This window comes from Phyllobacterium sp. SL163, assembly GCF_049896885.1.
GTDB classification, from domain to species: Bacteria; Pseudomonadota; Alphaproteobacteria; order Rhizobiales; family Rhizobiaceae; genus Phyllobacterium; species Phyllobacterium calauticae.
Map to the genome: position 1 here is coordinate 354,902 of NZ_JAFCVE010000004.1, position 23,231 is coordinate 378,132.

At 60.1% G+C, this 23,231-nt stretch carries 27 protein-coding genes and 1 other RNA gene; 8 read left to right on the top strand and 20 right to left on the bottom strand.

The genetic code is table 11. The annotated features are described in order from the left end of the window. Positions 1-15: 15 nt before the first annotated feature. Positions 16-756: a pyridoxine 5'-phosphate synthase gene (locus tag ACP7B1_RS11490; protein WP_346306964.1), complete on the bottom strand. Its 741-nt coding sequence runs from the start codon at positions 754-756 to the stop codon at positions 16-18. A 140-nt stretch (positions 757-896) separates the two neighbouring features. Here ACP7B1_RS11490 and ACP7B1_RS11495 point away from each other — a divergent pair, with 140 nt between their 5' ends. Then, a complete protein-coding gene (locus tag ACP7B1_RS11495) occupies positions 897-1,598 on the top strand; it encodes a TenA family protein (RefSeq protein ID WP_346306963.1) in 702 nt (233 codons plus the stop codon). On the opposite strand, the gene ACP7B1_RS11500 is transcribed toward ACP7B1_RS11495, so the two are convergent. The 10 genes from ACP7B1_RS11500 to ACP7B1_RS11545 all read right to left on the bottom strand — a co-directional run bounded on the left by ACP7B1_RS11500 (position 1,592) and on the right by ACP7B1_RS11545 (position 9,188). Then, positions 1,592-2,275, bottom strand: coding sequence for a DUF930 domain-containing protein (locus ACP7B1_RS11500; RefSeq protein ID WP_346306962.1), 684 nt, complete (start codon positions 2,273-2,275; stop codon positions 1,592-1,594). The two genes, ACP7B1_RS11495 and ACP7B1_RS11500, sit on opposite strands and share 7 nt — an antisense overlap. Before the next feature lie 81 nt (positions 2,276-2,356). Then, positions 2,357-2,758, bottom strand: a complete 402-nt coding sequence (locus ACP7B1_RS11505) for a GNAT family N-acetyltransferase (RefSeq protein WP_346306961.1) — start codon at positions 2,756-2,758, stop codon at positions 2,357-2,359. 26 nt (positions 2,759-2,784) lie between these two features. Further along, positions 2,785-3,912 (bottom strand): ATP-dependent RecD-like DNA helicase, encoded by a 1,128-nt coding sequence (locus ACP7B1_RS11510; protein ID WP_346306960.1) that lies wholly within the window; start codon positions 3,910-3,912, stop codon positions 2,785-2,787. 61 nt (positions 3,913-3,973) lie between these two features. Then, entirely contained in the window at positions 3,974-4,441 is a 468-nt protein-coding gene (locus tag ACP7B1_RS11515) for a hypothetical protein (RefSeq protein ID WP_426136918.1), read from the bottom strand. After that, positions 4,422-4,802: a nitrile hydratase accessory protein gene (locus tag ACP7B1_RS11520; protein ID WP_426136919.1), complete on the bottom strand. Its 381-nt coding sequence runs from the start codon at positions 4,800-4,802 to the stop codon at positions 4,422-4,424. The genes ACP7B1_RS11515 and ACP7B1_RS11520 overlap by 20 nt, the downstream gene beginning before the upstream one ends. Next, positions 4,771-5,430, bottom strand: a complete 660-nt coding sequence (gene nthB, locus ACP7B1_RS11525) for a nitrile hydratase subunit beta (RefSeq protein ID WP_346306957.1) — start codon at positions 5,428-5,430, stop codon at positions 4,771-4,773. Before nthB ends, ACP7B1_RS11520 begins: the two co-directional genes overlap by 32 nt. Then, the gene (gene nthA / locus ACP7B1_RS11530; RefSeq protein WP_346306956.1) at positions 5,427-6,044 is read right to left on the bottom strand and encodes a nitrile hydratase subunit alpha; all 618 of its coding nucleotides are present in this window, start codon (positions 6,042-6,044) and stop codon (positions 5,427-5,429) included. Before nthA ends, nthB begins: the two co-directional genes overlap by 4 nt. Before the next feature lie 37 nt (positions 6,045-6,081). Further along, entirely contained in the window at positions 6,082-6,675 is a 594-nt protein-coding gene (locus tag ACP7B1_RS11535; protein WP_346306955.1) for a LysE family translocator, read from the bottom strand. A 112-nt stretch (positions 6,676-6,787) separates the two neighbouring features. Then, on the bottom strand, positions 6,788-7,360 hold the full coding sequence (ilvN, locus tag ACP7B1_RS11540; RefSeq protein WP_346306954.1) for an acetolactate synthase small subunit: 573 nt from the start codon (positions 7,358-7,360) through the stop codon (positions 6,788-6,790). A gap of 22 nt (positions 7,361-7,382) precedes the next feature. Continuing rightward, complete coding sequence (locus tag ACP7B1_RS11545) at positions 7,383-9,188, bottom strand: acetolactate synthase 3 large subunit (RefSeq protein ID WP_403176774.1); 1,806 nt, start codon at positions 9,186-9,188, stop codon at positions 7,383-7,385. Between the two features lie 365 nt (positions 9,189-9,553). Between ACP7B1_RS11545 and ACP7B1_RS11550 the strand changes: the two genes are divergently transcribed. Beyond that, complete coding sequence (locus tag ACP7B1_RS11550) at positions 9,554-11,434, top strand: ATP-binding protein (RefSeq protein WP_346306952.1); 1,881 nt, start codon at positions 9,554-9,556, stop codon at positions 11,432-11,434. Here the strand turns inward: ACP7B1_RS11550 and miaA are convergent. Further along, positions 11,431-12,327, bottom strand: a complete 897-nt coding sequence (miaA, locus tag ACP7B1_RS11555; RefSeq protein WP_426136940.1) for a tRNA (adenosine(37)-N6)-dimethylallyltransferase MiaA — start codon at positions 12,325-12,327, stop codon at positions 11,431-11,433. The two genes, ACP7B1_RS11550 and miaA, sit on opposite strands and share 4 nt — an antisense overlap. Positions 12,328-12,347: 20 nt before the next feature. Between miaA and serB the strand changes: the two genes are divergently transcribed. Further along, positions 12,348-13,235, top strand: a complete 888-nt coding sequence (serB, locus tag ACP7B1_RS11560) for a phosphoserine phosphatase SerB (protein WP_346306950.1) — start codon at positions 12,348-12,350, stop codon at positions 13,233-13,235. 59 nt (positions 13,236-13,294) lie between these two features. On the opposite strand, the gene ACP7B1_RS11565 is transcribed toward serB, so the two are convergent. The 7 genes from ACP7B1_RS11565 to ACP7B1_RS11595 all read right to left on the bottom strand — a co-directional run bounded on the left by ACP7B1_RS11565 (position 13,295) and on the right by ACP7B1_RS11595 (position 19,185). Beyond that, entirely contained in the window at positions 13,295-14,824 is a 1,530-nt protein-coding gene (locus ACP7B1_RS11565; protein ID WP_346306949.1) for a DegQ family serine endoprotease, read from the bottom strand. Positions 14,825-14,956: 132 nt separating this feature from the next. Further along, positions 14,957-15,142 carry a DUF2065 domain-containing protein gene (locus ACP7B1_RS11570; RefSeq protein ID WP_223612770.1) on the bottom strand — a complete coding sequence of 62 codons (186 nt, stop codon included), beginning with the start codon at positions 15,140-15,142 and terminating at the stop codon, positions 14,957-14,959. A 13-nt stretch (positions 15,143-15,155) separates the two neighbouring features. Continuing rightward, positions 15,156-16,082, bottom strand: coding sequence for a protease modulator HflC (gene hflC / locus ACP7B1_RS11575; protein WP_346306948.1), 927 nt, complete (start codon positions 16,080-16,082; stop codon positions 15,156-15,158). After that, positions 16,082-17,188 (bottom strand): FtsH protease activity modulator HflK, encoded by a 1,107-nt coding sequence (gene hflK / locus ACP7B1_RS11580; protein ID WP_105732232.1) that lies wholly within the window; start codon positions 17,186-17,188, stop codon positions 16,082-16,084. Before hflK ends, hflC begins: the two co-directional genes overlap by 1 nt. A gap of 194 nt (positions 17,189-17,382) precedes the next feature. Continuing rightward, the gene (locus tag ACP7B1_RS11585; RefSeq protein ID WP_346306947.1) at positions 17,383-17,892 is read right to left on the bottom strand and encodes a dihydrofolate reductase; all 510 of its coding nucleotides are present in this window, start codon (positions 17,890-17,892) and stop codon (positions 17,383-17,385) included. Between the two features lie 70 nt (positions 17,893-17,962). Beyond that, on the bottom strand, positions 17,963-18,757 hold the full coding sequence (locus ACP7B1_RS11590; protein ID WP_346306946.1) for a thymidylate synthase: 795 nt from the start codon (positions 18,755-18,757) through the stop codon (positions 17,963-17,965). A gap of 116 nt (positions 18,758-18,873) precedes the next feature. Beyond that, on the bottom strand, positions 18,874-19,185 hold the full coding sequence (locus tag ACP7B1_RS11595; RefSeq protein WP_223612766.1) for a DUF2853 family protein: 312 nt from the start codon (positions 19,183-19,185) through the stop codon (positions 18,874-18,876). A 145-nt stretch (positions 19,186-19,330) separates the two neighbouring features. Between ACP7B1_RS11595 and ssrA the strand changes: the two genes are divergently transcribed. Next, positions 19,331-19,688, top strand: a transfer-messenger RNA (tmRNA) gene (gene ssrA / locus ACP7B1_RS11600). A 145-nt stretch (positions 19,689-19,833) separates the two neighbouring features. Here the strand turns inward: ssrA and ACP7B1_RS11605 are convergent. Next, the gene (locus ACP7B1_RS11605; RefSeq protein ID WP_346306945.1) at positions 19,834-21,042 is read right to left on the bottom strand and encodes a multidrug effflux MFS transporter; all 1,209 of its coding nucleotides are present in this window, start codon (positions 21,040-21,042) and stop codon (positions 19,834-19,836) included. A gap of 212 nt (positions 21,043-21,254) precedes the next feature. Here ACP7B1_RS11605 and ACP7B1_RS11610 point away from each other — a divergent pair, with 212 nt between their 5' ends. The 4 genes from ACP7B1_RS11610 (at position 21,255) to ACP7B1_RS11625 (ending at position 23,106) form a co-directional block, all read left to right on the top strand. Continuing rightward, positions 21,255-21,965 (top strand): TetR/AcrR family transcriptional regulator, encoded by a 711-nt coding sequence (locus ACP7B1_RS11610; protein WP_346306944.1) that lies wholly within the window; start codon positions 21,255-21,257, stop codon positions 21,963-21,965. 115 nt (positions 21,966-22,080) lie between these two features. Next, positions 22,081-22,665, top strand: coding sequence for an SspB family protein (locus ACP7B1_RS11615; protein WP_223612763.1), 585 nt, complete (start codon positions 22,081-22,083; stop codon positions 22,663-22,665). A gap of 7 nt (positions 22,666-22,672) precedes the next feature. Continuing rightward, on the top strand, positions 22,673-22,879 hold the full coding sequence (locus ACP7B1_RS11620; protein ID WP_346306943.1) for a DUF4169 family protein: 207 nt from the start codon (positions 22,673-22,675) through the stop codon (positions 22,877-22,879). After that, positions 22,876-23,106, top strand: coding sequence for a ribbon-helix-helix domain-containing protein (locus tag ACP7B1_RS11625; protein WP_346306942.1), 231 nt, complete (start codon positions 22,876-22,878; stop codon positions 23,104-23,106). The genes ACP7B1_RS11620 and ACP7B1_RS11625 overlap by 4 nt, the downstream gene beginning before the upstream one ends. The last annotated feature ends 125 nt before the right edge of the window (positions 23,107-23,231 follow it).

A 23,231-nucleotide genomic window follows, 5' to 3' on the forward strand; every position in this document is an offset into this window, starting at 1 on the left:
ACGCGAATCAACGTACTAGACTTGAAGCGCATTCATGAATCTTTCCACAGCCCGCGACATACCGTGCGTCAAAGCATCGGCTGTCAGCCCGTGACCAATGGAAACCTCCACCAGATTTGGCACTCTTTTGACCAGAGCAGGCAGATTGGCGACCGTCAGATCATGCCCGGCATTGACGGCAACGCCCGCCTTCGCCGCCGCTTCAGCGGTCTTCGCCAGCCGGTCGAGCTCCAGTGCCTCGCGGCGCGGATCGTCATGCGCACCGCCATAGGGGCCGGTATAGAGTTCGACGCGATCCGCCCCGAGCGCCTTGGCGAGCGCCGGTGCAGCCGGATCGGCATCGATGAACAGGGATACCCGCGCCGACTGGTGTTTCAGCTGCCGGATGATCGGCGCCAGGAAATCGCCGTCCTTCTTCAGGTCCCAGCCATGATCGGACGTGGCCTGCGCCGGATCGTCCGGCACCAGCGTGACCTGCTCGGGCTCGTTCTTGGCGACGAGATCGAGAAACTGCGCCGTCGGATACCCTTCGATGTTGAATTCGGCCTGCGGAAACTCGTCATCGATCAGGGCGCGGATCTCCGGCAGGTCGGAGAAGCGGATATGCCGCTCGTCCGGACGCGGATGCACGGTCAGGCCCGCAGCACCGCCGGCCAAGGCCACGCGGCCAAGCCCGATCACACTGGGCCAGGGCAGGTCGCGGCGGTTGCGCAACATGGCGATTGCATTGAGGTTCACGGAAAGGGAAGCTGTCATGCTGAAGTCCAATGTTTTTTCTTGTCCTGATCTTTACAGCAGAAAACGAACATTAAACATTGGAATCTGGTACGACCCGAAAGATGTTCGCAGGCCCGCCCCTCGCCTCGCAAGTTCTTGCCCGCAAAGAGTACGATTTGATGAGCCCATCCGATTTTTCCTCACCGCTTTTTGCCCAATGGCGCGCGCATGCCGCATCCGACTGGTCCGCCTATGTCGACCACGCCTTTGTGCGCGGCCTCGGCGACGGTTCCCTGCCCCAAACGGCTTTTCTGCACTATCTCGTCCAGGATTACATCTTTCTGTTCCACTTCTCGCGGGCCTGGGGCATGGCTGTCCTGAAGGCGGAAAGCCATGAGGAACTGGCGCTGGCATCGGCAACGGTCCATGCACTGGTCAACCATGAAATGCCGCTGCATATCGAGATATGCGCGAAGGCCGGGATTCCGCGCGAGAGGCTGCTGCAGACCGACGAGGAACCGGAGAACCTCTCCTATACCCGCTATGTCATCGATGCCGGATTGTCGGGTGACTTCCTTGATCTCATTGTGGCTCTTGCACCCTGCGTCATGGGTTATGGCGAAATCGGCGCGCGTCTTGCAGCGACCGCATCGGCAGGCAATCCCTATCAACCCTGGATCGATGCCTATGCGGGCAAGGACTATCAGGAGGCCTGTCACGCGGTCGGACGGCTCATCGAAAGCAGTGTCCATGCCCGGCTCGGCCCGTCACCGCAAATGTCCGGGCGCTGGAAGACGCTCAACCGCCGTTTCCGTGTGGCGACACGGCTGGAGGCCGGATTCTGGTCGATGGGAATGCGAGGCGCGGCCCTTGCTCAATAAACCGGGGCAAGCGCATGATCGGCCCATTCCTCGCGGGGAATGGACTTGCCTACTGTGAATTCAAAGGATTGAACCTGCTGCGTTTCCGGCGATATTCCGCAGTTGAACGCCAGGTTGTACCAGTTTCCACCGCTGCGCATGGCTGCGCCCGTGGCGGTTATGACACCGGATTTAACCTTCGTAGCGGCCATGGCATAGGCGATGACCCGATCCGGCTTGAAGCTTTTGTCCCATTTCGCCACTTGCGCCATGGCTTCCAGATTGCAGATCTGTTCAAGCCTCGTGCCAAGTTCCAGCGTTGGCAGCGCTTCGCGCGTCTGCCGGCTGCGTGGATCGGCCAGCACACCCGCCGACAGCATGGTCGCCGCTTTGCGCATGGCCGGCTGCTCCATTGCAGCGGAGGCCGCTTCCTGCCTTGGCGCCGGCAGAGCATCGGGAAGCGGCGCGGATGCAGGAGGGAGAACAGGCAGATCGGCGGGTTTTGTTTCCGGAGCCGCCGCCGGTACGATCTGAAGATCGATGGTCTCTTCCAAGGGCGCATTGAACCGAAATGGCCTCGCCAAGGCGATGAGAGCCAGTACAAGCAAAAGGTGCAGCACAGCAGAGACAATGACGCCGCTGGTGCTTGCCTCCCTCAATGGGGCATTCGCAAAGGTTTCGCCTGCCACCAAGCTCACCGAACTCACTCTCCCGGCCGACTGTTCACATCACACAGAACAAAGACACGCTCTTCAAGTGAACGCAACGCGCGATTGGAGTCAGGGTTGATGCCGCAGCAGGGAGGATGTGCCTGCGGCGAAGCCCATTTTCTCGTAGAACGGGATGAGGCGATCCGGGCAGTAAAGCTCGAAGCTTGCCATGGACTGGAGCTTCTCATGGCCTTTGATGCGCTCCATGATCTTTTGCCCCAATCCTGTCCCGCGGAATTTTTCATCAACAATCACATCGAAGATCATGGCCTTGTAGACATAGTCGGTCAGAACGCGGGCAAAACCCACCAGCTTGCCCTCGGCGCAGCAACCGATGACAATGTCGCAGTGATCCAGCATGCGCACGACATCGTCGAACTGCCGGTTCTTGGTCCACCATTCATTCCGGTAGAGTGCGTGAAGCTCCTGCCGATGGGGGCCTTCTATCCGGTCAATCCACTGCAAATCCATATTCGCCCCTCCCGGCAGACAAGACTTTAACGCACCACCGTCAGCCGTTCGGCCGCGCGGGTGATGGCCGTGTAGAGCCAGCGGTCGCGCGTATCGCGGAAAGCAAAGCTCTCATCGAACAGCACGACTTCGTTCCACTGCGAGCCCTGCGCCTTGTGGGTCGTCAGCGCGTAGCCATAGTCGAAATCGTCGTAGCGCTTCTTGGTCTGCCACGGAATTTCCGTATCGGGATCCTCGAACTGCGCCTTGAGCAGCTTGATCTTGGCAACGCCCCTGCCCGGCTCTTCATCCTCCGGCGCCACCAGCAGGTTGATGCCGGGTTTGACGGTCTCCCGCGAGGAGGTCATGACCTTCCACAGCGAGCCGTTGAGCAACCCCTTGGCCGGATCGTTGCGCAGGCACACCAGCTTGTCGCCCGCCTGCGGAAAGGAAGCGCTGAACCCTTTGAGCTCGCGCAGACGCTGATTGTAGCGGCGGCGGGTGCGGTTCGTACCCACCAGCACCTGATCGGCGCCGAGCACCAGATCCTGCGTCACCTCGTTCTTGGAGATGACCTTGGCAGCACCGAAATCGCCGTAGCCGAATTCACGTCCCTCGCGCACGTCAAGCGCCAGGCGCAGGATCGGGTTGTCGCGCGCCTGCCGGTGGATTTCGCTGAGCAGGAAATCCGGCTCGTGTTCGGTGAAGAAGCCGCCACCGGATATGGGCGGCAGCTGGCCGGGGTCGCCCAGCACCAGAATGGGCGTGCCGAAGCTCATGAGATCGCGGCCGAGCTGCTCATCCACCATCGAGCACTCGTCGACGACGATCAGCTTGGCCTTGGCAACCGGGCTTTGCCGGTTGAGTGAGAAAGTCGGAGCGATGCTGGTCTTGCCGGTGGTTTCATCCTCGACAGCCTCTTCGCCGCGCGGGCGATAGATCAGCGAATGCAGCGTCCGCGCATTGGCAGCGCCCTTCGAGCGCAGGACCTGCGCGGCCTTGCCGGTGAAAGCGGCGAACTGCACGTCCCCGTCAATATGCTCGGCGAAATAGCGGGCCAGCGTCGTCTTGCCGGTACCGGCATAGCCGAAAAGCCGAAAAAGCGGGCTGCGCCCGTCTTTCAGCCATTTGGAAACGGCGCCGAGCGCCTCATCCTGTTGTGGTGATAATTGCATGGCCCTGACTGACAGGATTCGCCCGCAAAGGGCAAGGAAAATGGGTGAATGCTGTCTTATACTATAGATTATCCGGGTTTCCCGGACGGATTTTGCCCGTTCCGGAATAACCGGTTTCCGTGTCGGTCATGCGGAATTCGTCGCCCTTCACCTGCAGGCGCCAGCAGACCTTCTGCTCCTCGCCCTCATAGAGCAGACAGAGCGTGTCATGCTCCAGCGTCCACTCGCCCGCATAGGCCATGCCGTTGGTCAGCACCTTGTCCGGCTTGCAGCATTCGATCAGCTTGCCGCGCGATTTGCCGTCTGTACCCAGAAACTCGGTGAAGTTGAACGGCGGCTGCGCCTTGACTTCGCCGGTGATGGTCGCGCCGGTCAAGAGCTTGCGCAGGTCCTGTTCGGTGGTTGCGGGCCAGGGCGCGTCCTGCGCCCGGACAGGCGCGGAAAAACTGGCCGCTGCCACAAGCATCCATGCAATCGCTGCGCGGCGGACCGTCAAAGCTCCATGCATCTCAAGACCTTTCCGGATCATTTTCCAGCCTGATCGGCTGACCGTGCGGGGTTGCGTGGGCCGCACGTTGCCATGAAGCGGCGAGATCATCAACATCCGTCGACTTTGCCACGTTCTTGGCCGCAACGAGGGATTCCAGTGCCGCGACCCAGCGATGGTAGTAATCACTGCCGTCCTCCAGCGCACCGGGCCGTTTCAGTTCGGTGGAGAGCGCCTGTGCCCACTCATTCCAGCCGAACAGTCCCCGGCTGTGCAGGGCCAGCACCATGGCGAAGGCTTCCGCCTGCCACGGCTCGGCAAAAACCGGCGCATCGATCCCGTCGCCCAGCCCTTGCGAATGCGCAATCAACTCACGCAGGCTCAAGATAGCTCTCCCAGGCATCAATGCTGACGGTCAGGGTCGGATCGGCGCCCTCGCCCCAGATCTCGGCCGCCGCGAACACGACGGTGTAGACATATTGCGGGTTCTCGCCTTGGCCATGCGCATTGGTATCCGGGAAGACGAAGCCTTCGTGCACGGCTTCCACCGTGCCGGTTTTCCCGCGGGCGTAGCGCGGCAGCCGCGTGTGCGTTTCGGGGCTGAAGTTGCGGGTTTTGACGCGATCGCCCGCATGGAAACGCGGTTCCTGTCCGACCGGACGGTCGCAGGGACCGCCCTTCGCCAGAACCGCGGCAACATTCTCCGCTTGCAGGGTGCGCTTGTGCTCGGTTCCCTTGCCAAGCGAGTGACCCTGCGCCAACTCCGCATCGGTCACGAAACCATGGCGCTTCAGCAGCACTTCCAGCGCCTTGGTCCAGATTTCGTAATAGCTGGAGGAATAATAGTCGGCGGGATGCAGGCTTTCGCGCGCGTGGCGGCTTTCGTCGATGTTCCAGTGCCCCATGGCTCCGGCGGCGAGCGTCAGACCCAGCGCCCGCTTTTCCCACGCCGCATGGAAATAGGGCTCGTCCTTCTCCGGATTGACCGGGCCGAAGCCCATCTGCCCGCCAAGATCCTGCGGCCCGTTCATGCCACCTCCGGCACACGGGCGAGCCCCGTGCCGATCATCGAATCGCGCGTCACCAGCGTGGCCAGCCGTTCCTCGCTCCAGCCATCGGTGCCTTCCGGGCGCAGCGGGATGATCAGGTAGCGCAACTCGGCGGTGGAATCCCAAACACGGATGTTGGTGGTATCGGGCAGAACCAGATCAAACTCCGCCAGCACGCCGCGCGGATCGATGACGGCGCGCGAGCGGTAAGGCGGCGACTTGTACCAGACGGGCGGCAAGCCGAGCACCGACCATGGGTAGCAGGAACACAGCGTGCACACGACAAGATTGTGGGTTTCCGGCGTATTGAACACCGCCTGCATATGCTCGCCCTGACGGCCGGTATAGCTCAGCGACGCGATGGCTGCGGTCGCATCGCGTCTCAACCAGGCATTGAATTCCGTATCGACCCACGCCTTGGCCACAACCTTCGCACCGTTGCGGGGACCGACTTTGGTCTCATAGGTCTCGACAATGGCATGGATCGCCTCGGGATCGACAAGGCCTTTTTCGGTCAGGATCGTTTCGAGCGCCCGCACCCGTGCGGCCATGGGATCGAGTTCATTGTCGTGGTGGTGATCGTGATCATGGGACATGGTGGAAACTTATGCGCCTCCCGCATTTCGTGCAAGATCAGCGCAGCATCGGCCAGAGACTGGCGACAAGCAAGGCCGCCATGCTGATATTGAACCATTTCAGCCGCGCCGGGTCCGACAGCCAGCCGCGCATGAACTGGCCGAAGGCCGCCCAGCTTGACACCGAGGGCACGTTGACCAGAGCGAAGGCAATGCCGACAATCAGCACCGTGACGAGATAGGCCTGCGGCGCGGTATAGGTCGCCATCGCCGTCACTGCCATCACCCAGGCCTTGGGGTTCACCCACTGGAAGGCGGCGGCCTCAAGGAATGTCATGGGACGGGCATTGCCATCGACCGTGCCGAGCGAGCGCGACGTCGCGATCTTGTAGGCGAGATAGACCAGATAGGCGCCGCCGGCGAATTTGAGGATCGTGTAGACCAGCGGGATGGTCTGGATCAGGGCGCCAAGGCCAAGACCGACGCCGATCAGCAGCGAAAAGAAGCCGCTGCCGATGCCCAGCATATGCGGAATGGTGCGCCGGAAGCCGAAATTCACCCCGGACGCGAGCAGCATCAGATTGTTGGGCCCCGGCGTGATCGACGTGACGAAGGCAAAAACGAGGAGCGTAAAAAAGATTTCGAGCGACATGACAAACCGGATCTGATGCGTGGGGAAGATTTAAGCTTCGGGTTCATGTCGCTCAATCGCAATCTTGTCAGGGATACAATTGCGTATCCCTGAGTCCGATTGCCGCTGAAGCCTACATGCCCTGCGGGCCGCGGTTCATGGCGGCGACACCGGTCCGGCAGATCTCGACGAGACCCAGCGGCTTCATGATGGCGATGAACTGGTCGAGCTTCGATCCCTTGCCGGTGATTTCGAAGATGAAATGTTCCGTCGTGGCATCCGCCACCTTGGCGTGGAACGCATCGGCAAGACGCAGCGCTTCGTTGCGGTTCTCGCCGAGCCCTGCCACCTTGACCAGCGCCAGCTCGCGCTGGATCGGCTTTTCATTGCCAAGCTCGTCGGCGCGCACCGACAGGTCGACCACCCGGTGCACCGGCACGATGCGTTCGAGCTGATGGCGGATCTGGTCGAGCACATGCGGGGTGCCGCGCGTCACGATGGTGATGCGCGACAGGTGTTGTTCATGCTCGGTTTCCGAGACGGTCAGGCTTTCAATGTTGTAGCCGCGGCCGGAAAACAGGCCGATCACCCGGGCAAGGACGCCGGGTTCGTTGTCAACGAGAACCGATAGCACCGTGGTGATCGGTAGCTCCGTCTCCTTGGCAATGAAATATGCCGAGCCGGAGGCTAGATTTTGAGCGTTCATATTGTTGGTCCTCTCCGGTTTCTTAAACGAGCTGCCGTCCCTTGGCATCGATGGCATTGGCAACGGCTTCATCCGTCGCTTCGTCAGGCAGGAGCATTTCATTATGCGCCTTCCCCGACGGAATCATCGGGAAGCAGTTTGCCAGATTGGCCACGCGGCAATCGAACAGAACCGGTTTCTTCACGTCGATCATTTCCTGAATGGCATCGTCGAGATCGCCCGGTTTTTCACAGCGGATGCCGTGGCCGCCATAGGCTTCCGCCAGCTTGACGAAATCGGGCAACGCCTCCGTATAGGAGTGCGACAGGCGGTTGCCATGCAGCAATTGCTGCCACTGGCGCACCATGCCCATATACTGGTTGTTCAGGATGAAGATCTTGATCGGCGCTTCGTACTGCACCGCCGCGCTCATTTCCTGCATGGTCATCTGCACCGAGGCATCGCCGGCAATGTCGATGACCAGCGAATTGGGATGGGCAATCTGCACGCCCAATGCCGCCGGCAGGCCATAACCCATGGTGCCGAGGCCACCCGACGTCATCCAGCGGTTGGGCTTTTCAAAACCATAGAACTGTGCCGCCCACATCTGGTGCTGGCCGACTTCCGTCGTGATGAAGGTGTCGCGATCCTTGGTCAGCGCATAGAGCCGCTCCAAGGCATATTGCGGCATGATCACGTCCTTGTTGCGTGTATAGGACAGGGACTTGCGCGACCGCCATTTGTCGATCTGCGCCCACCATTCGCCGATCGCCTTCTTTTCAGGCTTTTCGGACGAAGCGCGCCACAGCCGGACCATGTCTTCCAGAACCCGGCCGACATCGCCAACCACGGGAATGTCGACGCGAACCGCCTTGTTGATCGAGGACGGGTCGATATCGATGTGGATTTTCTTCGAGTTGGGCGAGAAGCCATTGAGGCGCCCGGTGATGCGGTCGTCGAATCGCGCACCGATGCAGACCATAACGTCGCAATCATGCATCGTCATGTTGGCCTCGTAGGTGCCGTGCATGCCCAGCATGCCCAGCCAGTTCTTGCCCGATGCCGGATAGGCGCCGAGGCCCATCAGGGTCGAGGTTATCGGGAAATTGGTCAGCTCCACCAGTTCGCGCAGCAGATGGCTGGCCTGCGGGCCGGAATTGATGACACCGCCACCGGAATAGATGACCGGACGCTTGGCGGTCGCCATCAGGGCAACGGCCTGCTTGATCGCCTCAATATCGCCCTCGATCTTCGGCCGGTAGCTGGTGCGCGGCGCGGTTTCCGGCGGCGTATAGAAGCCGGTTGCGAACTGCACGTCCTTCGGCACGTCGACAAGAACCGGACCCGGACGGCCGGTGCGCGCCACATGGAAGGCTTCGTGCAGGATGCGCGCGAGATCGTTGACGTCCTTCACCAGCCAGTTGTGCTTGGTGCATGGACGCGTGATGCCGATCGTATCGCATTCCTGAAACGCATCCGAGCCGATGAGCGTGGTCGGAACCTGGCCGCTGATGCAGACCAGCGGGATGGAGTCCATCAAGGCATCCTGCAGCGGCGTCACCGCATTGGTCGCTCCGGGGCCGGATGTGACCAGCATCACGCCGACCTTGCCGGTAGAACGGGCATAACCCTCCGCCGCGTGACCGGCGCCCTGCTCATGGCGAACCAGCACGTGGTTGATCTTGTCCTGCTGATGCAGCTCGTCATAAATGGGAAGGACCGCACCACCCGGATATCCGAAAATGTCCGTCACGCCCTGATCGATGAGTGCCTGAATGACCATTTCGGCACCGGTCATCTCCCGTCGTTGCGATGTGTGGTTGTCACTATCCTGCTTGTCTGCGGTCATCGATCTCTTCCCGTGTATTCTGCGGCTCTCGGCCTTCCAGAAGGTGTTTTCGTTTAGCGTAAGGTTTGGAAATAAAAAAGGCCCCCGAAGGAGCCTGTGTTTCGCGCATGGGAGCTTCCGCCGGGTGCTTACAACACCCTGCCCATGCGCGGTCCCACGACGATAAGAACTGTTTTCATGGTCGCGGACGATAATTAAGCAAATTCTATCCGTCAACGGCAAAATTCAGGAAATTGAAATGTTCGCAAACAAAGCAATGCTTTGGCGCAACATCCTTCAAATGTGAAATGCATCGCTAAGATATTCTCAATGCCTTGCGCTTAAGGTTCAATTCCGTTGCCAAGTCCCAGGATTGACCACGACCCATGAGCGCCGAAGCCCTGCCCTCTGCACAACAAAGACCGATGGTCCGCAACCGGACCGATGGGCACGTCATCGAATGCAACGGCGACAAGGCCATCATCCACGCCAAGACCGGCCCGTCGATCACGGCATCGGACGATTACTGGTCTGTCGGCCAGCTTATCTCCATTCAGGTTGCCGACAGCCGTGTGGTTGGTCTTGTCTACAAGGTTGAGCTGCCCAACGCCGAATGGCAGCAGGATGTCGATCAAAGCATCCATATCCATGTGGAACTCGTCGGCCAGGTCGATGCGCATATCGACGGCAAATTGCGCTTCTCCTCGGGCATCACCACCTATCCGCACATGGGCGCCATCGCTCACCGTATCCGTGCTGCCGATCTCGCCACCATCTACACCACGTCGCTGAAGAACACGGTTTCCATCGGCCACCTCTCGCAGAATGCCGATATTCCGGCGCTGATCTCGGTCGACAGCCTGATCTCCCGCCATTTCGCCGTGCTGGGCAGCACGGGCGTCGGCAAATCCAGCGCCGTGACCCTGCTTTTGCGCAAAATCATTTCGCAGCGTCCCGATCTGCGCATCCTCATTCTTGATCCGCACAACGAATTTGCCAGCGCGTTTCCCGATCTCGCCATCTCCATCGACTACAGCACCTTCGATTTGCCGTACTGGATGTTCAAGCTGGAGGAATTCGGCGAAGCCGTGTTCCGCGGACGCCCGCAAATCGCGGCTGAAATCGATATTCTGCGCGATCTCATTCCGCTCGCCAAAGAACGTTTTGCCAATGTGGAAGCGGCAGCCACGTCGTCCCTCCTCAGGAAAGAACGTGACTTTGCCTCGATGACAGCCGATACGCCGACGCCCTACCGGATGGCGGATCTGATCAAGCTGCTGGAAGAGCGCATCGGCCAGCTCGACGGCAAGACAGACCGGCCGACGATGAAGGCGCTGCGCTACCGCCTGCAGGCACTGGTCGCCGATCCGCGCTACCGCTTCATGTTCTCGGCCCCGGCAACGCTCGATACGATGCGCCAGACCGTCGGCCACATTTTCCGCGTGCCGAAAAACGACCGGCCCATCTGCGTGTTCCAGCTGGCGGGTTTGCCGTCGGAAGTGGTGAACTCCGTCGCCTCGGTTCTCTGCCGGATGGCCTTTGACCTCGCCGTTTCCAGCGATGGCAATGTGCAGACGCTTGTCGTGTGCGAGGAAGCACACCGTTATATCCCCGCCGATACCAGCGCCGGGTTCTGGCCGACGCGCCAGGCCATTGCACGCATCGCCAAGGAAGGCCGCAAATACGGCGTCTATCTCTCCGTCATCACCCAGCGGCCGGGCGAGCTGGACCCGACAATCCTCTCCCAGTGCAGCACGGTCTTCGCCATGCGGCTCGGCAATGAGCGCGACCAGGAAATCGTCCGCGGCGCCATCAGCGGCGCGTCGCAAAGCGCCGTCGGCTTCCTGTCGTCGATCGCCAACCGCGAAGCGATCGCCTTCGGTGAGGCCGTGCCAACGCCCATGCGCATGATGTTCGAAACCATTGCGCCGGAACATCTGCCCGCCGCGCATATGACGCAGCAGCAGGAAGCCGTGCGCAGCGGTGACAGCCACGTTTCGCTCGACATGATCCTCGGCCGGATGCGCCAGCTGAATGCGGCCGACAGCACCACGACCGAACATGCATCGGCCGGTTTTCAGGCCTCGGAAAAACCGGCGATGGTGCAGCGCCCTGCGGCACCCATTCCGCCGGAACCAGTCCGGAGCCAGTGGCGCGCGGCCGAATCCGCCCCGATCATCGAAGAGCCGCGCAAACCGGCGCGATCCGAGAGCGAAGGGTTTCGCGCCAGCGATCTCATCCGCAGCTTCCGCACTGACAAGACTTAAGGGCCGGGATAGGCGATCCGCTCCCAGTCGTCGCCGAGCTGGTTGCGGAACCAGGTCATTTGCCGCTTGGCATATTGCCGCGTCGCAATGGTCGACAGCTCGGCTGCCTGGGCAGGCGTGATCGTGCCTGCCAGCATCCTGGCGATTTCACCGACCCCGATGGCGCGCATGGCGGGCAGATCGGAGGACAATCCGAGCGCCAGCAGGGCTTTGACCTCCTCCACCGCTCCCTTCTCCAGCATGGTTGCAAACCGCAGCGCGATCCGTTTGCCAAGCCAGGCCCGGTTCGGGTCGATGACGATCTTGCGGGCCGAGGCCGCATCGATCAAAGGCGTGCCGGTTTGCTTCTGCCAATCGATGATCGACCGTCCCGAAGCATCGATCACTTCCAGCGCCCGCACGACGCGCTGGCTGTCGGTGGAGCGCAGCACTGCTGCCGCCCGCGGATCTTTTTCGCTCAAAATGGTGTGCAGCTGCTGCGCTCCGACCTGCGCGTCCTGCGCGCGCCAATAGGCCCGCACATCATCGGGAATGTCCGGCATGGCCGAGAGGCCGCCGAGCAGTGCGCGGAAATAAAGCCCGGTGCCGCCGACAAAGATCAGCGGGCGGTCAGCCGCAGCTTGGGTTTTCAGCAAATGTTCGACATCGGTGAACCAGCGGCCGGTGGAATAGGCTTCGGACGGCGGGACATGGCCATAGAGGCAATGCGGCGCTTGCAGAAGATCATCCGGCCCCGGCCGTGCGGTAAGCACATCGAGCACGCCGTAGACCTGCATGGAATCGGTATTGACGACCCAGCCGCCGGTCTCCTCGGCATAGCGCAGCGCCAATGCCGACTTGCCGCTTGCCGTCGGTCCGGCTATCAGGATTGTCTGTCTTCTTGTCACACCAATCGTCCAATCGGGAAATGCTCATGCCCTTGATGGCCACGCTTATCGCCAATCCGGCTTCACCCCGTCTCAGCGCATCGCTCGGGATTAAAGCCTCAGCGGCACTCAATGCAACAGGACTTTACTGGCTGGCCGACGGAATTGCCTGCGATCTCGCCCTGCGCACAGGCTCTGACCCGGTGGAGGCCCATGCGGAACTGGCGCGGATCGTCGATGGCGAGCCCATCGACATCGTCGTGCAGGAACAGGATACACGGCGCAAGAAAATCCTGATCGCCGACATGGATTCCACCATGATCCAGCAGGAATGCATCGACGAACTGGCCGAAGAGGCCGGCCTGCGCGACAAGGTGGCGGCCATCACCGCCCGCGCCATGAATGGCGAGATCGCCTTCGAGCCCGCCCTGCGTGAACGGGTGGCACTGCTCAAGGGCCTGCCCTATTCCGTCATCGACAAGGTCATCGCCAGCCGCATCACCCTCATGCCCGGCGGACCGGAGCTTGTCCGCACCATGAAGAAGCACGGGGCCTATACGGCGCTGGTTTCGGGCGGCTTCACCGTCTTCACCCAGCGCATCGCCGCCATGATCGGCTTTCACGAGAACAGCGCCAATACGCTCATCGACAATGGTGAAACGCTCACCGGCGAAGTCACCGAACCCATCCTCGGCCGCGAAGCCAAGGTCGCTGCGCTCCTGTCCATCTGCGAACGCTTCAATCTTGCGCCGGACGAGGCCCTTGCCGTCGGCGACGGCGCCAATGATCTCGGCATGCTGCAGCTGGCCGGCACAGGTGTCGCATTGCACGCCAAGCCGTCGGTCGCGGCGCAGGCAAAGGTCCGGGTGGATCATGGCGACCTCACCGCGCTGCTCTATATCCAGGGCTATCGCAAGACCGACTTTGTCATCTGACAGCGCCGGAAACAAAAAAGGCGGACATTGGCCGCCTTTTTGCTGAGGTCGTTGAGACGTCAGTTCATCTGCAAAGTCACGAAGCGCAATTCGCCCGTCTTGGATGCCAGCATCAAAAGGGCATTCTTGCGGCCTTCATCGCGCAGCTTCTCGATACGGGCAGCCACGTCTTCCGGTGTCTTGACGGCTTCCTGGGCAATATCGACGATCACGTCGCCCGCTTCGATCCGCTTGTTCGCGGCAATCGATTGGGCCTGCACTTCGGTGATCAGAACGCCCTCGACCTCCTTGGCAATGCCGAATGTCTTTCTGCTGTCATCGTCGAGCACGCCGAGCGTCATGCCGAGGACATCCACATCCTGCGCGGCGTCTTCATCCTGGTCGGTCTGCGACTGGGATTTCTCCTTGGTCTTGGCATCGGTCGTATCTTCCAGCCGGCCGAGCGTGACCTTGACCGTCTGTTCCTTGCCCTTGCGCACCACGACGACATCGACTTCCTTGCCGACAGGGCTTTCCGCCACGGCGCGCGGCAGATCCTTGACATTGTTCACCGGCTTGCCGTCGAACTTGGTGATGACGTCACCGGGCAGGATGGAGCCGTTGGCCACGGGACCGCCGTCAATGATACCGGCAACCAGCGCGCCCTTGCTGGAGGTCATCCCCAGGCTTTCGGCGATATCGTCGGTGACCGGCTGGATGCGCACGCCAAGCCAGCCGCGCTGCACTTCGCCATGGTCGCGCAATTGCTGGATCACACCGGCGGCGAGGTCCGCCGGAATGGCAAAGCCGATGCCGATCGATCCGCCGGTCGGCGAAATGATCGCCGTGTTGATCCCGATGACCTGCCCGTACATGTCGAACAGCGGGCCGCCGGAATTGCCCCGGTTGATCGCCGCATCCGTCTGGATGAAATTGTCATAGGGGCCGGAATTGATGTCGCGGTTGCGGGCGGAAACGATACCAACCGTCACGGTACCGCCAAGACCGAAGGGGTTGCCGATGGCCATGACCCAATCGCCGATACGGGCCTTTGAGGAATCGCCGAACTTGACCGCGACCAGCTTGTGCTTTTTCGGGTCGACCTTGAGCACCGCCAGATCGGTTTTGGTGTCCTTGCCGACCAGTTCCGCCTTCAGCTTCGACCCATCGGTGAAGTTCACCTCGATATCGTCCGCATCGGCGATCACATGATTGTTGGTCACGACGATGCCCTGCTCCGCATCGATGACAAAGCCGGAGCCCAATGACTGAACCTTGCGGGACGGATTGTTCTCACCCGGCTTCTGCTTGCCGAAATATTCGTCGAAGAACTCCTGGAACGGTGATCCCTCCGGGACTTTCGGCATGGGAACCGGTCCGGAATCGCCATCCTGCCCCTTGATGGTCTGCGATGTCGAAATATTGACCACCGCATCCAGCAGACCCTCGGCGAGATCGGCGACGGACGCCGGGCCCTGGGCTTTCGGCTGCGCCGATTGTGCTGCCGCGATGGTCACAAAGGCGGGCGTCACGCTCGTGGCGGACAGGGCAATCAGCGCGATTGCCGCGGTGGCAGAACGGAAAATCGGGCGACCAGGAGTGAAAACCATGCGTTCGGGCCTTTGTCAGTGTGCTCGGATTAAAAAAAAATAGCGATGAATTACAACAGAGCCGCGAGAGTAGACGAAAATATGGCCGTCAGACTGCAAGTCTGATCAAGTTTGGTAATGGCGGGCCCGCCATTACCCCCGTGCGAGCCAGACGATACCCACGCCGATGGCAACAGACGCGACACCGGCCATGCGCAGAAAGCCATCCGGCTGTCCGCTGACGTCCCGCGCGACGCGCTTTGCGATCAGCGGGAAACAGCCGTAGAGCAGCCCCTCGAAGACGAGGAACAGCCCTACAGCATCCAGAAAGTCGATCATACCTGGCCTGCCCCTATTGCGGGGCAGGTTTTGCAGCGGCCGGCGCTGGCGGAACAGCGCCACCATTGGCATCCTGGAAATACCGGAAGAACTCGGAATTGGGCGAAAGCACCATCGTTGTTCCGGCATTGTCGAGGGCTGTGCCATAGGCAGCCATGGATCGGTAGAACGCGAAGAAATCCGGATCCTTGGAGAAGGCATCGGCAAAGATCCGGCTGCGCTCGCCTTCACCCTCACCGCGGGCGATTTCCGATTCCTTGCGGGCTTCCGCAATGATCTCGACCACCTGGCGATCGGCAATCGCCTTGATGCGCTGGGCAGCTTCACGGCCGCGGGCACGCAGGAATTCAGCCTGGGCAAGACGCTCGGCCTTCATGCGCTCGAACGTCTGCTGCGACACTTCCTGGGTCAGGTCGGTCCGGCGAACGCGCACATCCGCAATCTCGAGACCCAGCGATTCCGCATCCGGACGCAGCTGTTCGCGCACTTCACGCATCATGCCGGCACGCTCGTCGGAAAGCGCGGCTTCAAATCCACGCAGACCGTAAACGCTACGCAAGGATGCATCGAGACGCGTGCGCAGACGGGCCTGTGCGAATTCCACATCGCCCGACACCGTCTGGCGGAACTTGCGCGGATCGGTGATCCGGTAGACCAGGAAGGCATCGACTTCGTAGAACTTGCCGCCCGAAACCTGAACACGGATATTGTCCAGTTCAAAGCTCAGCAGACGATCTTCGATCATCTGGACATTGTCGGCTTCAAGAAAGCCGAACGGCAGCTTGAAATAGATACCGGGCTGGGTCTTCACATCGACGATCTGGCCGAAGCGCAGGACAATCGCCTGCTGACGTTCATTGACGACGAAAACCGAGGAATAAACCAAAAGGGCGATGAATGCGATGAGACCCGCAATAAGAGGAAGACGGTTCTGGCTCATTACTTTGTCCCCTCAGTCGGGCGCTGCTGCTTTGTGATCTCCGACAAGGGCAGATAGGGCACGACCCCCTGACCGTTCTTCTGGTCGACAATCACCTTGTTCGAGTCCTTCAGCACACGTTCCATCGTTTCGAGGAAAAGACGCTTGCGGGTCACTTCCGGCGCCTTCACATACTGGTCATAGACCGATGTGAAGCGCTGGGCCTCACCCTGTGCTTCCTGCACGATGCGGTTCTTGTAGGCGGCCGCATCTTCGCGGATCTGCGCGCCTTCACCGCGGGCCTGACCGAGTTTCTGGTTGGAATACTGGTTCGATTCCTCGACAAAGCGGTCTTCGTCCTGTTCGGCACGCTGCACTTCATCGAAGGCATCGGCCACTTCACGCGGCGGCGACGCATCCTCGATGGAGACGGCATTGACCTGAACACCGGCGCCGTAATCATCCAGTGTCTTCTGGATGATGCCGCGCACGTCGTTGGCGATGCCAGCACGATTGTCGCGGAAAATGTCCTGCGCGGGGCTGCGGCCGACGATTTCACGCATGGCGCTCTCGGAAACCTGCTGGACCATGTTTTCCGGACTCTGCACATGGAAGAGGTAAGCAACCGGGTCGGAAACGCGGTAAAGAATGGAGAACTGAACATTCACGATGTTCTGGTCGCCGGTCAGCATCAGGCCTTCCTTGGCACCAGACACACCCTGCCCGCCGATGTTCTTCTGCTTCTCGACGATCTGGACCTTTTCATAGGTCTCGATGGGCCAGAGATGGAAGTGCAGGCCGGGCTCGGAAATATCCGCCTTCGGCTTGCCGAAGCGCAGTTCGACAGCGCGTTCATCCGGCTGGACCGTGTAGATCGACTGGAAAAGCCAGAAGGCAACCAGGGCAAGCGCCGCCAATCCGAAGATCGTCGAGCTGCTGCCGGTGCCGCCGGGAAGTGCCTGGCGCAGACGGTCCTGGCCACGGCGGATAATATCTTCAAGGTCGGGCGGATTGCCTCCGGGACCTCCGCCTTGCGGCTTCTGGCCCCATGGACCACCGCCGCCGCCATTGTTGTTACCGCCGCCACCCCAAGGGCCGCCGCCACCGTTCTGATTACTCCAGGGCATTCCTACCTCATGTTTTGGAACGAGATTCGCCACCCCATGGCAACGTCCCGCTAACCCGATATCCCGTTTATAGGGATCGCAAGGCGCGCTTTCAACGCGCAGCGCGGTTTTTCATGCTAATTTGGTAAAAAGTCGAACGATTATGACCGCTTATCACGAAATTTTCATATTGATTGCCGGATAAGCAGCAAATTCTAGCGTCGTTCGTAAATCGTGTACCGGGTCGGATAATTATCTTTTTCACCCGCCGGGAATTCTTCCTGAAACACTTCGTTCCAGTTCTTCGGATCGATGGGAGGGAAAAACGCGTCGCCCTCGATATTGGCCAGAACCCAGGTGACGTGAAGACGGTGCGCCCGATCCAGGAGCTGGCGATAAATCTCGCCGCCGCCGATAACGCAGATTTCATCCACCTTGTCCGCCGCCGCGTGGCTGCCGGCAATCATCAGCGCCTCATCCACGGAACGGACCGCAATGACGCCGTCCACGGCAAAGGCGGGATCGCGGGTGATGACGATGTTGGTGCGTCCCGGCAGCGGCTTGCCGAGCGTATCCCAGGTCTTGCGCCCCATGATGATGGGTTTGCCCATGGTGACCGCCTTGAACCGCTTCAGGTCGGAGGACAGGCGCCACGGCAGGCCATTGTCACGGCCGATAACCCCGTTCTGCGCGACGGCAACAACAAAACTGATCATTGGACCCATTCCTTCCGGGAAAGCAGACAGCGTAAACCAAAGAGCGCGAGCAATTCGACCAGATCAACGGGTCCTGACTCTAGACGGCGATCGGCGCCTTGATGCTCGCTTCGGCCACATAGTTCTCAAGACTGAAATCGTCGAATGTGAAAGCAAAGAGGTCTTTCACGTCGGGATTAAGGCGCATGACCGGCAAAGGACCCGGCGTGCGGCTCAATTGCAGCCGCGCCTGCTCGAAATGGTTGGCATAGAGATGCGCATCGCCCAGCGTGTGGACGAAATCACCCGGCTGCAGACCCGTGACCTGCGCCACCATGAGGGTCAGCAGGGCATAGGATGCGATATTGAACGGCACGCCGAGGAAAATATCGGCGGAGCGCTGGTAGAGCTGGCAGGAAAGCTTTCCGTCGGCCACGTAGAACTGGAACAGGCAGTGGCAGGGCGGCAGCGCCATTTCATCGACGAGCGCCGGATTCCATGCGGAAACGATCAGACGCCGCGAATAGGGATTTTGCTTTATCGCACTGACAAGATTCGCAATCTGGTCGATATGCCGGCCATCGGGCGCAGGCCAGGAGCGCCACTGATAGCCATAGACCGGCCCGAGATCGCCGTTCTCGTCGGCCCATTCATCCCAGATCGTCACGCCGTTTTCCTTGAGATAGGCGATGTTCGTTTCGCCTTTCAGGAACCACAGCAGCTCGTGGATGATGGATTTGAGATGCAATTTCTTGGTCGTCAGGGCAGGAAAACCCGCCGACAGATCGAATCGCATCTGGTAGCCGAAAACGGAACGTGTGCCTGTCCCGGTACGGTCGCCGCGGTCGACGCCGATATCGAGCACATGCTGAAGAAGATCAAGATAAGCGCGCATGGCTTCTCTTTAGCAGATTCGTTTCACGAAGCAGTAAAACTTCTGTGTGATCCACAAGCACGGGCGGCAAAAATCCCCGGCGAATCACCGGGGATCCATTTCGGTCCACCCAACGCTCAGAGGCTGCCGAGCAGTCCGAGCTCTTTTGCCGTCAGATAATAGAAGGTGACCCGGCCCTTGGAACGGTGATCTTTCATCTTTTCGCAGACGGCGTGAATGGCAGCATCGGCCTTGGCAGCATCGGTAACGCCGAGCTTCTTGCCAACCCAACTGGTACGAACACGGGCCAATTCTTCCGGATCCGAGCAGGAAACCAGCGAAGAATCCCGGTTGCGCAGGGCAATTCCGAGATGTTTGACGATTTTTGTGACAATCGCCTCGTCCGCACCCGCATCGTAATGACGTACATCTGCTAGATAGTCACTCATGAAAAAATCCCCTGATTGTTGGTTTCAATGCCCAGGCACTGAAACCCTCCCTGACACAAAAGACACCGCACAACCGGCAGCTGCATAACGCGATGACTCGTTAGACACAGGAAACATTCCCCAGCTACAGGAACCTGTCAATGCCGCTCTTTCATTTCGCCGCGACACCACCTATATAGGTCTTGCTGGCTTCGGCCAGCTATGGTGATAAACGGACGATACAATAAGCCTATTGGACCCGGGGGCGGTACCCGGCGCCTCCACCAGAGTGCAGTTGCACGACTGCATTGTGGCGGGGGCGAAATAGGATCGACAAGGGTGTAAAAATCGCTCTTTTGCCCGGCATAGTACCACCGTTATCGGGCTAACTCAGTAGTTGCAAACGACAACTATGCGGAAGCACGTCTCGCTGCTTAATTGCGGTGTGATCGCTTCAAATTAAGTCCTAGGGGTTCGCACTTCTAGGCGGGGTTCGGAGGTACCTGGCAACAGAAACCTCCACCTTTCCCCTTTTTGAAAATCCGCCATGCCGCAAGCCGTCTTCAGGCTTTGCGCATCCTGTTGCGTCAATCGTCCTGCGCTGCAGAAATGCAGAAGGCCCGGAACTTATGGTTCCGGGCCTTCGTCTGAGTGGATGAGCGAGGCTGCTTACTCGGCAGCGGCTTCCGCTTCGACAACGCGGCGGCGCGCGATTGTCAGCTGCGTCAGAATGAAGGCGGCCACGGCGCACAGGCCGATACCCGCGGCCATCGGCAGTGCCGTGCCGTTGAAGAACAGACCGGCGATTACCATCGCAACGGCTGCCGTCACGAAGTGCAGTGTTCCCATCAGGGCTGACGCCGTACCGGCAATCTCGCCGTGATCTTCAAGCGCAAGCACCGCGGTCGTCGGAATGACCAGACCGAGGAAGCCGTAACCGATGAACAGGAATGTCGCCAAGACCGGCAGCTGGTTGAAGCCCAGCGCCATGACGACAACCATGGCCGCCATGGTGAACGAGAAGGCCGTCAAGGCCATGCGCATCACCCGCACCAGGCCGAAACGGTCGCCGAGCCAGCCGGTCAGCTGCGATACCGTGAAGAACGACACCGCATTGATCGAGAAGGCGATGCTGTACTGTGTCGGCGTCAGGCCGTAATGGTCGATCAGCACGAAGGGCGAGTTGGCGAGGTAAACGAGGAAGCTCGAGATACCCAGCCCGCCGATGAAGGTCAGCGTCAGGAAGTTGCGGTCGCTGAGCAGCAGGCGATAGGCCGCCATGGCGCTGCCAAGGCTGCTTTCCACGCGTGCGGCCTTGGGCCGGGTTTCCTTCAGCTGTGTCGACAGGAGGATCAGCCCGATGAAGGCGGCAATCGTCACCGCCCAGAACACGCCGCGCCAGCCGTAGAAGCTGATGACGGCACTGCCCGTCAGCGGCGCAAGGATCGGCGAAATGCTGAAGACCAGCATCAGCAACGACATCAGGCGCGCCGCCTGGACACCCGTGTGCATGTCGCGAACGATGGCGCGCGGAATGACCATGCCGGTCGCACCGCCGATGCCCTGCAGGAAGCGGAAGGCAATCAGCGTTTCGATGTCATTGGACAGTGCGCAGCCGACGCTGGCCACGGCAAACAGGCCGATGCCCATATAGAGCGGCGCCTTGCGGCCCCACATGTCGGAAAGCGGCCCATAGATCAGCTGGAAGATGGCGAAGGAAATGAAGAACGCCAGAAGGCTCATCTGCACGACATTGTTTTCGGCGCTGAGATCCTTGCCGATGGACGGCAGCGCCGGGAGATACATGTCGATCGCAAATGGCCCGATGGCCGACAGGAGACCAAGAATGAGGGCCGTACGAAAGAAAGAGGTCGTCATGGTGTTCATCTTTCAGAAAACGGCAGCGCGAAGCTCATCGGCTTCTGCGCCGCATTGCTCTCAGGAGAGGTTCAGAATTTTTCACCTGCGATGGAGCGGCGCGGCTTGGGAGGACGCTCTCTCCATCACAAAACAGTGTGTCAATGTTTTTAGACACAACTGTCAAATTAGACACTATTGTCTAAAACGTCAATGCGCATTATCTTCGGTTCATGACAAATCCAAAAGAAGCAGCGCACAAGGCGACCGGCCATACCCAACGTGGTCAATGTTCAAAACGTCTATCGATATTGGATGCAGCGGCCGAGGTATTTTGCCGGGAAGGCTTTGCCGGAGCGAGTATTGACGAAATCGCTGTGGAAGCGGGCGTTTCGCGCCAGACTATATACAACCACTACCGGGAAAAGGAAACACTCTTCACCGCCGTGGTCGAAGACGTGATGAACCGCACCAATGCCAGCCTCTTCTCGATATTGGCGACATTTCCCGACAAACCCGACAATCTGGAAGACGATCTGAGCGCATTTGCGGTGCGGCTCGCCCAGAATTGCCTGTGCAACCAGGACGGAAAGTTCCTGCGCAAGCTGGTGCAGTCCGAGGGCGAGCGCTATCCGCAGCTGTTCGAGGGCTGGCGCAGGCACGGCCCCGGCAAGATCGGAACCGCCCTCGCCGCGCTGTTTGCCCGCCTCTCCCATGGCGGCGGCCTGCAGATGGATGATTTCGATCTGGCCGCCCGGCAGTTCCTGGCCCTGGTCAATGCCGATCTGCAGATGATTACGCTCTTCGGCGAATCGCCGACCGGGAAACAGCTGGACAATGCCGCGCGCAATGCCGTGCGCACCTTCCTGCGGGCCTATTCCGCCCCCGCAGGCAATCCGGCAATGGGTGCGGACAACGGGCCCCAACGGGCACGGCAAGCTTAATTTAAGCCTGGAGCTTACAACCAGTCGCAATTCCTTTATCCATGCGCCATAATGGCTCAAACCTGTTTGTCATCTCTGCTTGACAGAGAGGGGCGAATCCATGGGATAAGAGTGCATGCCACAAGATATGATCCGTTACGATATACTGGCCCAGGAAGCGCTGCGCGGCGTTATCCGCAAAGTCCTTGGTGAAGTTGCCAAGGCTGGTCTTCCTGGCAACCATCATTTTTTCGTCACGTTCCTGACCGGTGCGGCGGGCGTGCGCATTTCGACGCGTCTGCACGAAAAATATCCCGAGCAGATGACCATCGTCCTGCAGCACCAGTTCTGGGACCTGCAGGTCACCGATACGCTGTTTGAAGTCGGCCTGTCCTTCGGCGACGTGCCGGAACGTCTGGTCGTGCCGTTCTCCGCCATTCGCGGCTTCTACGATCCCTCCGTCAACTTCGAACTGGAGTTCGACGTCGAGGTGGAAGAAACCGTCGGCGACAACGATCAGGGCGTTACCAGCATTGCACCGGTGCAGCCCGCCGAAAAGCCGAAGACGGCAACGTCCGGCGCCAAGCCGAAACCCGCAGCCAAACCGGCCAAGAAGCCGGCCAAGGCAGGCGGCGAGAAAGCCGATGCTCCGCGCGAAGAAACGGGCGAGAAGGCATCCGCATCGGTCGTTTCCCTGGATTCATTCCGGAAGAAGAAGTAACGCGCCCATGGCCGACATCGTCAACCTGCGACAGTTCAAAAAGCGCAAGGCGAAGGACGCGAAGGAGCAGAGTGCGGCCGAGAACCGGATTGTGTTTGGCCGCACCGGGACCGAGAAACAGTTTGAAAAGAACGCCAGCCGCAAAACGGAGCGGTTTCTCGACAGCAACCGGCTTGAGGGTCGCGTACCACCCGCCGGCAAGGACAAGCCTTGAGCCTTGTCCGCAAACGGTCCGTGACAATCCGCGGGCACCGCACCAGTTTTTCCCTTGAAGACCCTTTCTACGCGATCATCACCTCCATCGCGGACGACCGCAAGATCACGCTCGCCCGCCTGATTGCCGAAATCGACGAGGGCCGCGACCGCGACTCCAACCTGTCTTCGGCCCTGCGCATCTACGTGCTCGACTGGGTGATGAACGGGATGAAAACCGCTTCCTAAGAAGCTGATTTGATTCGCGGTGTTATAGTCACCCGGCATTCTGCATCGCCGTCATGCGTGGTTCGACAAGCTCACCATGAGGGAATCCAGCGCTCTGCAGATTGCAACTTTCCTCATGGTGAGCT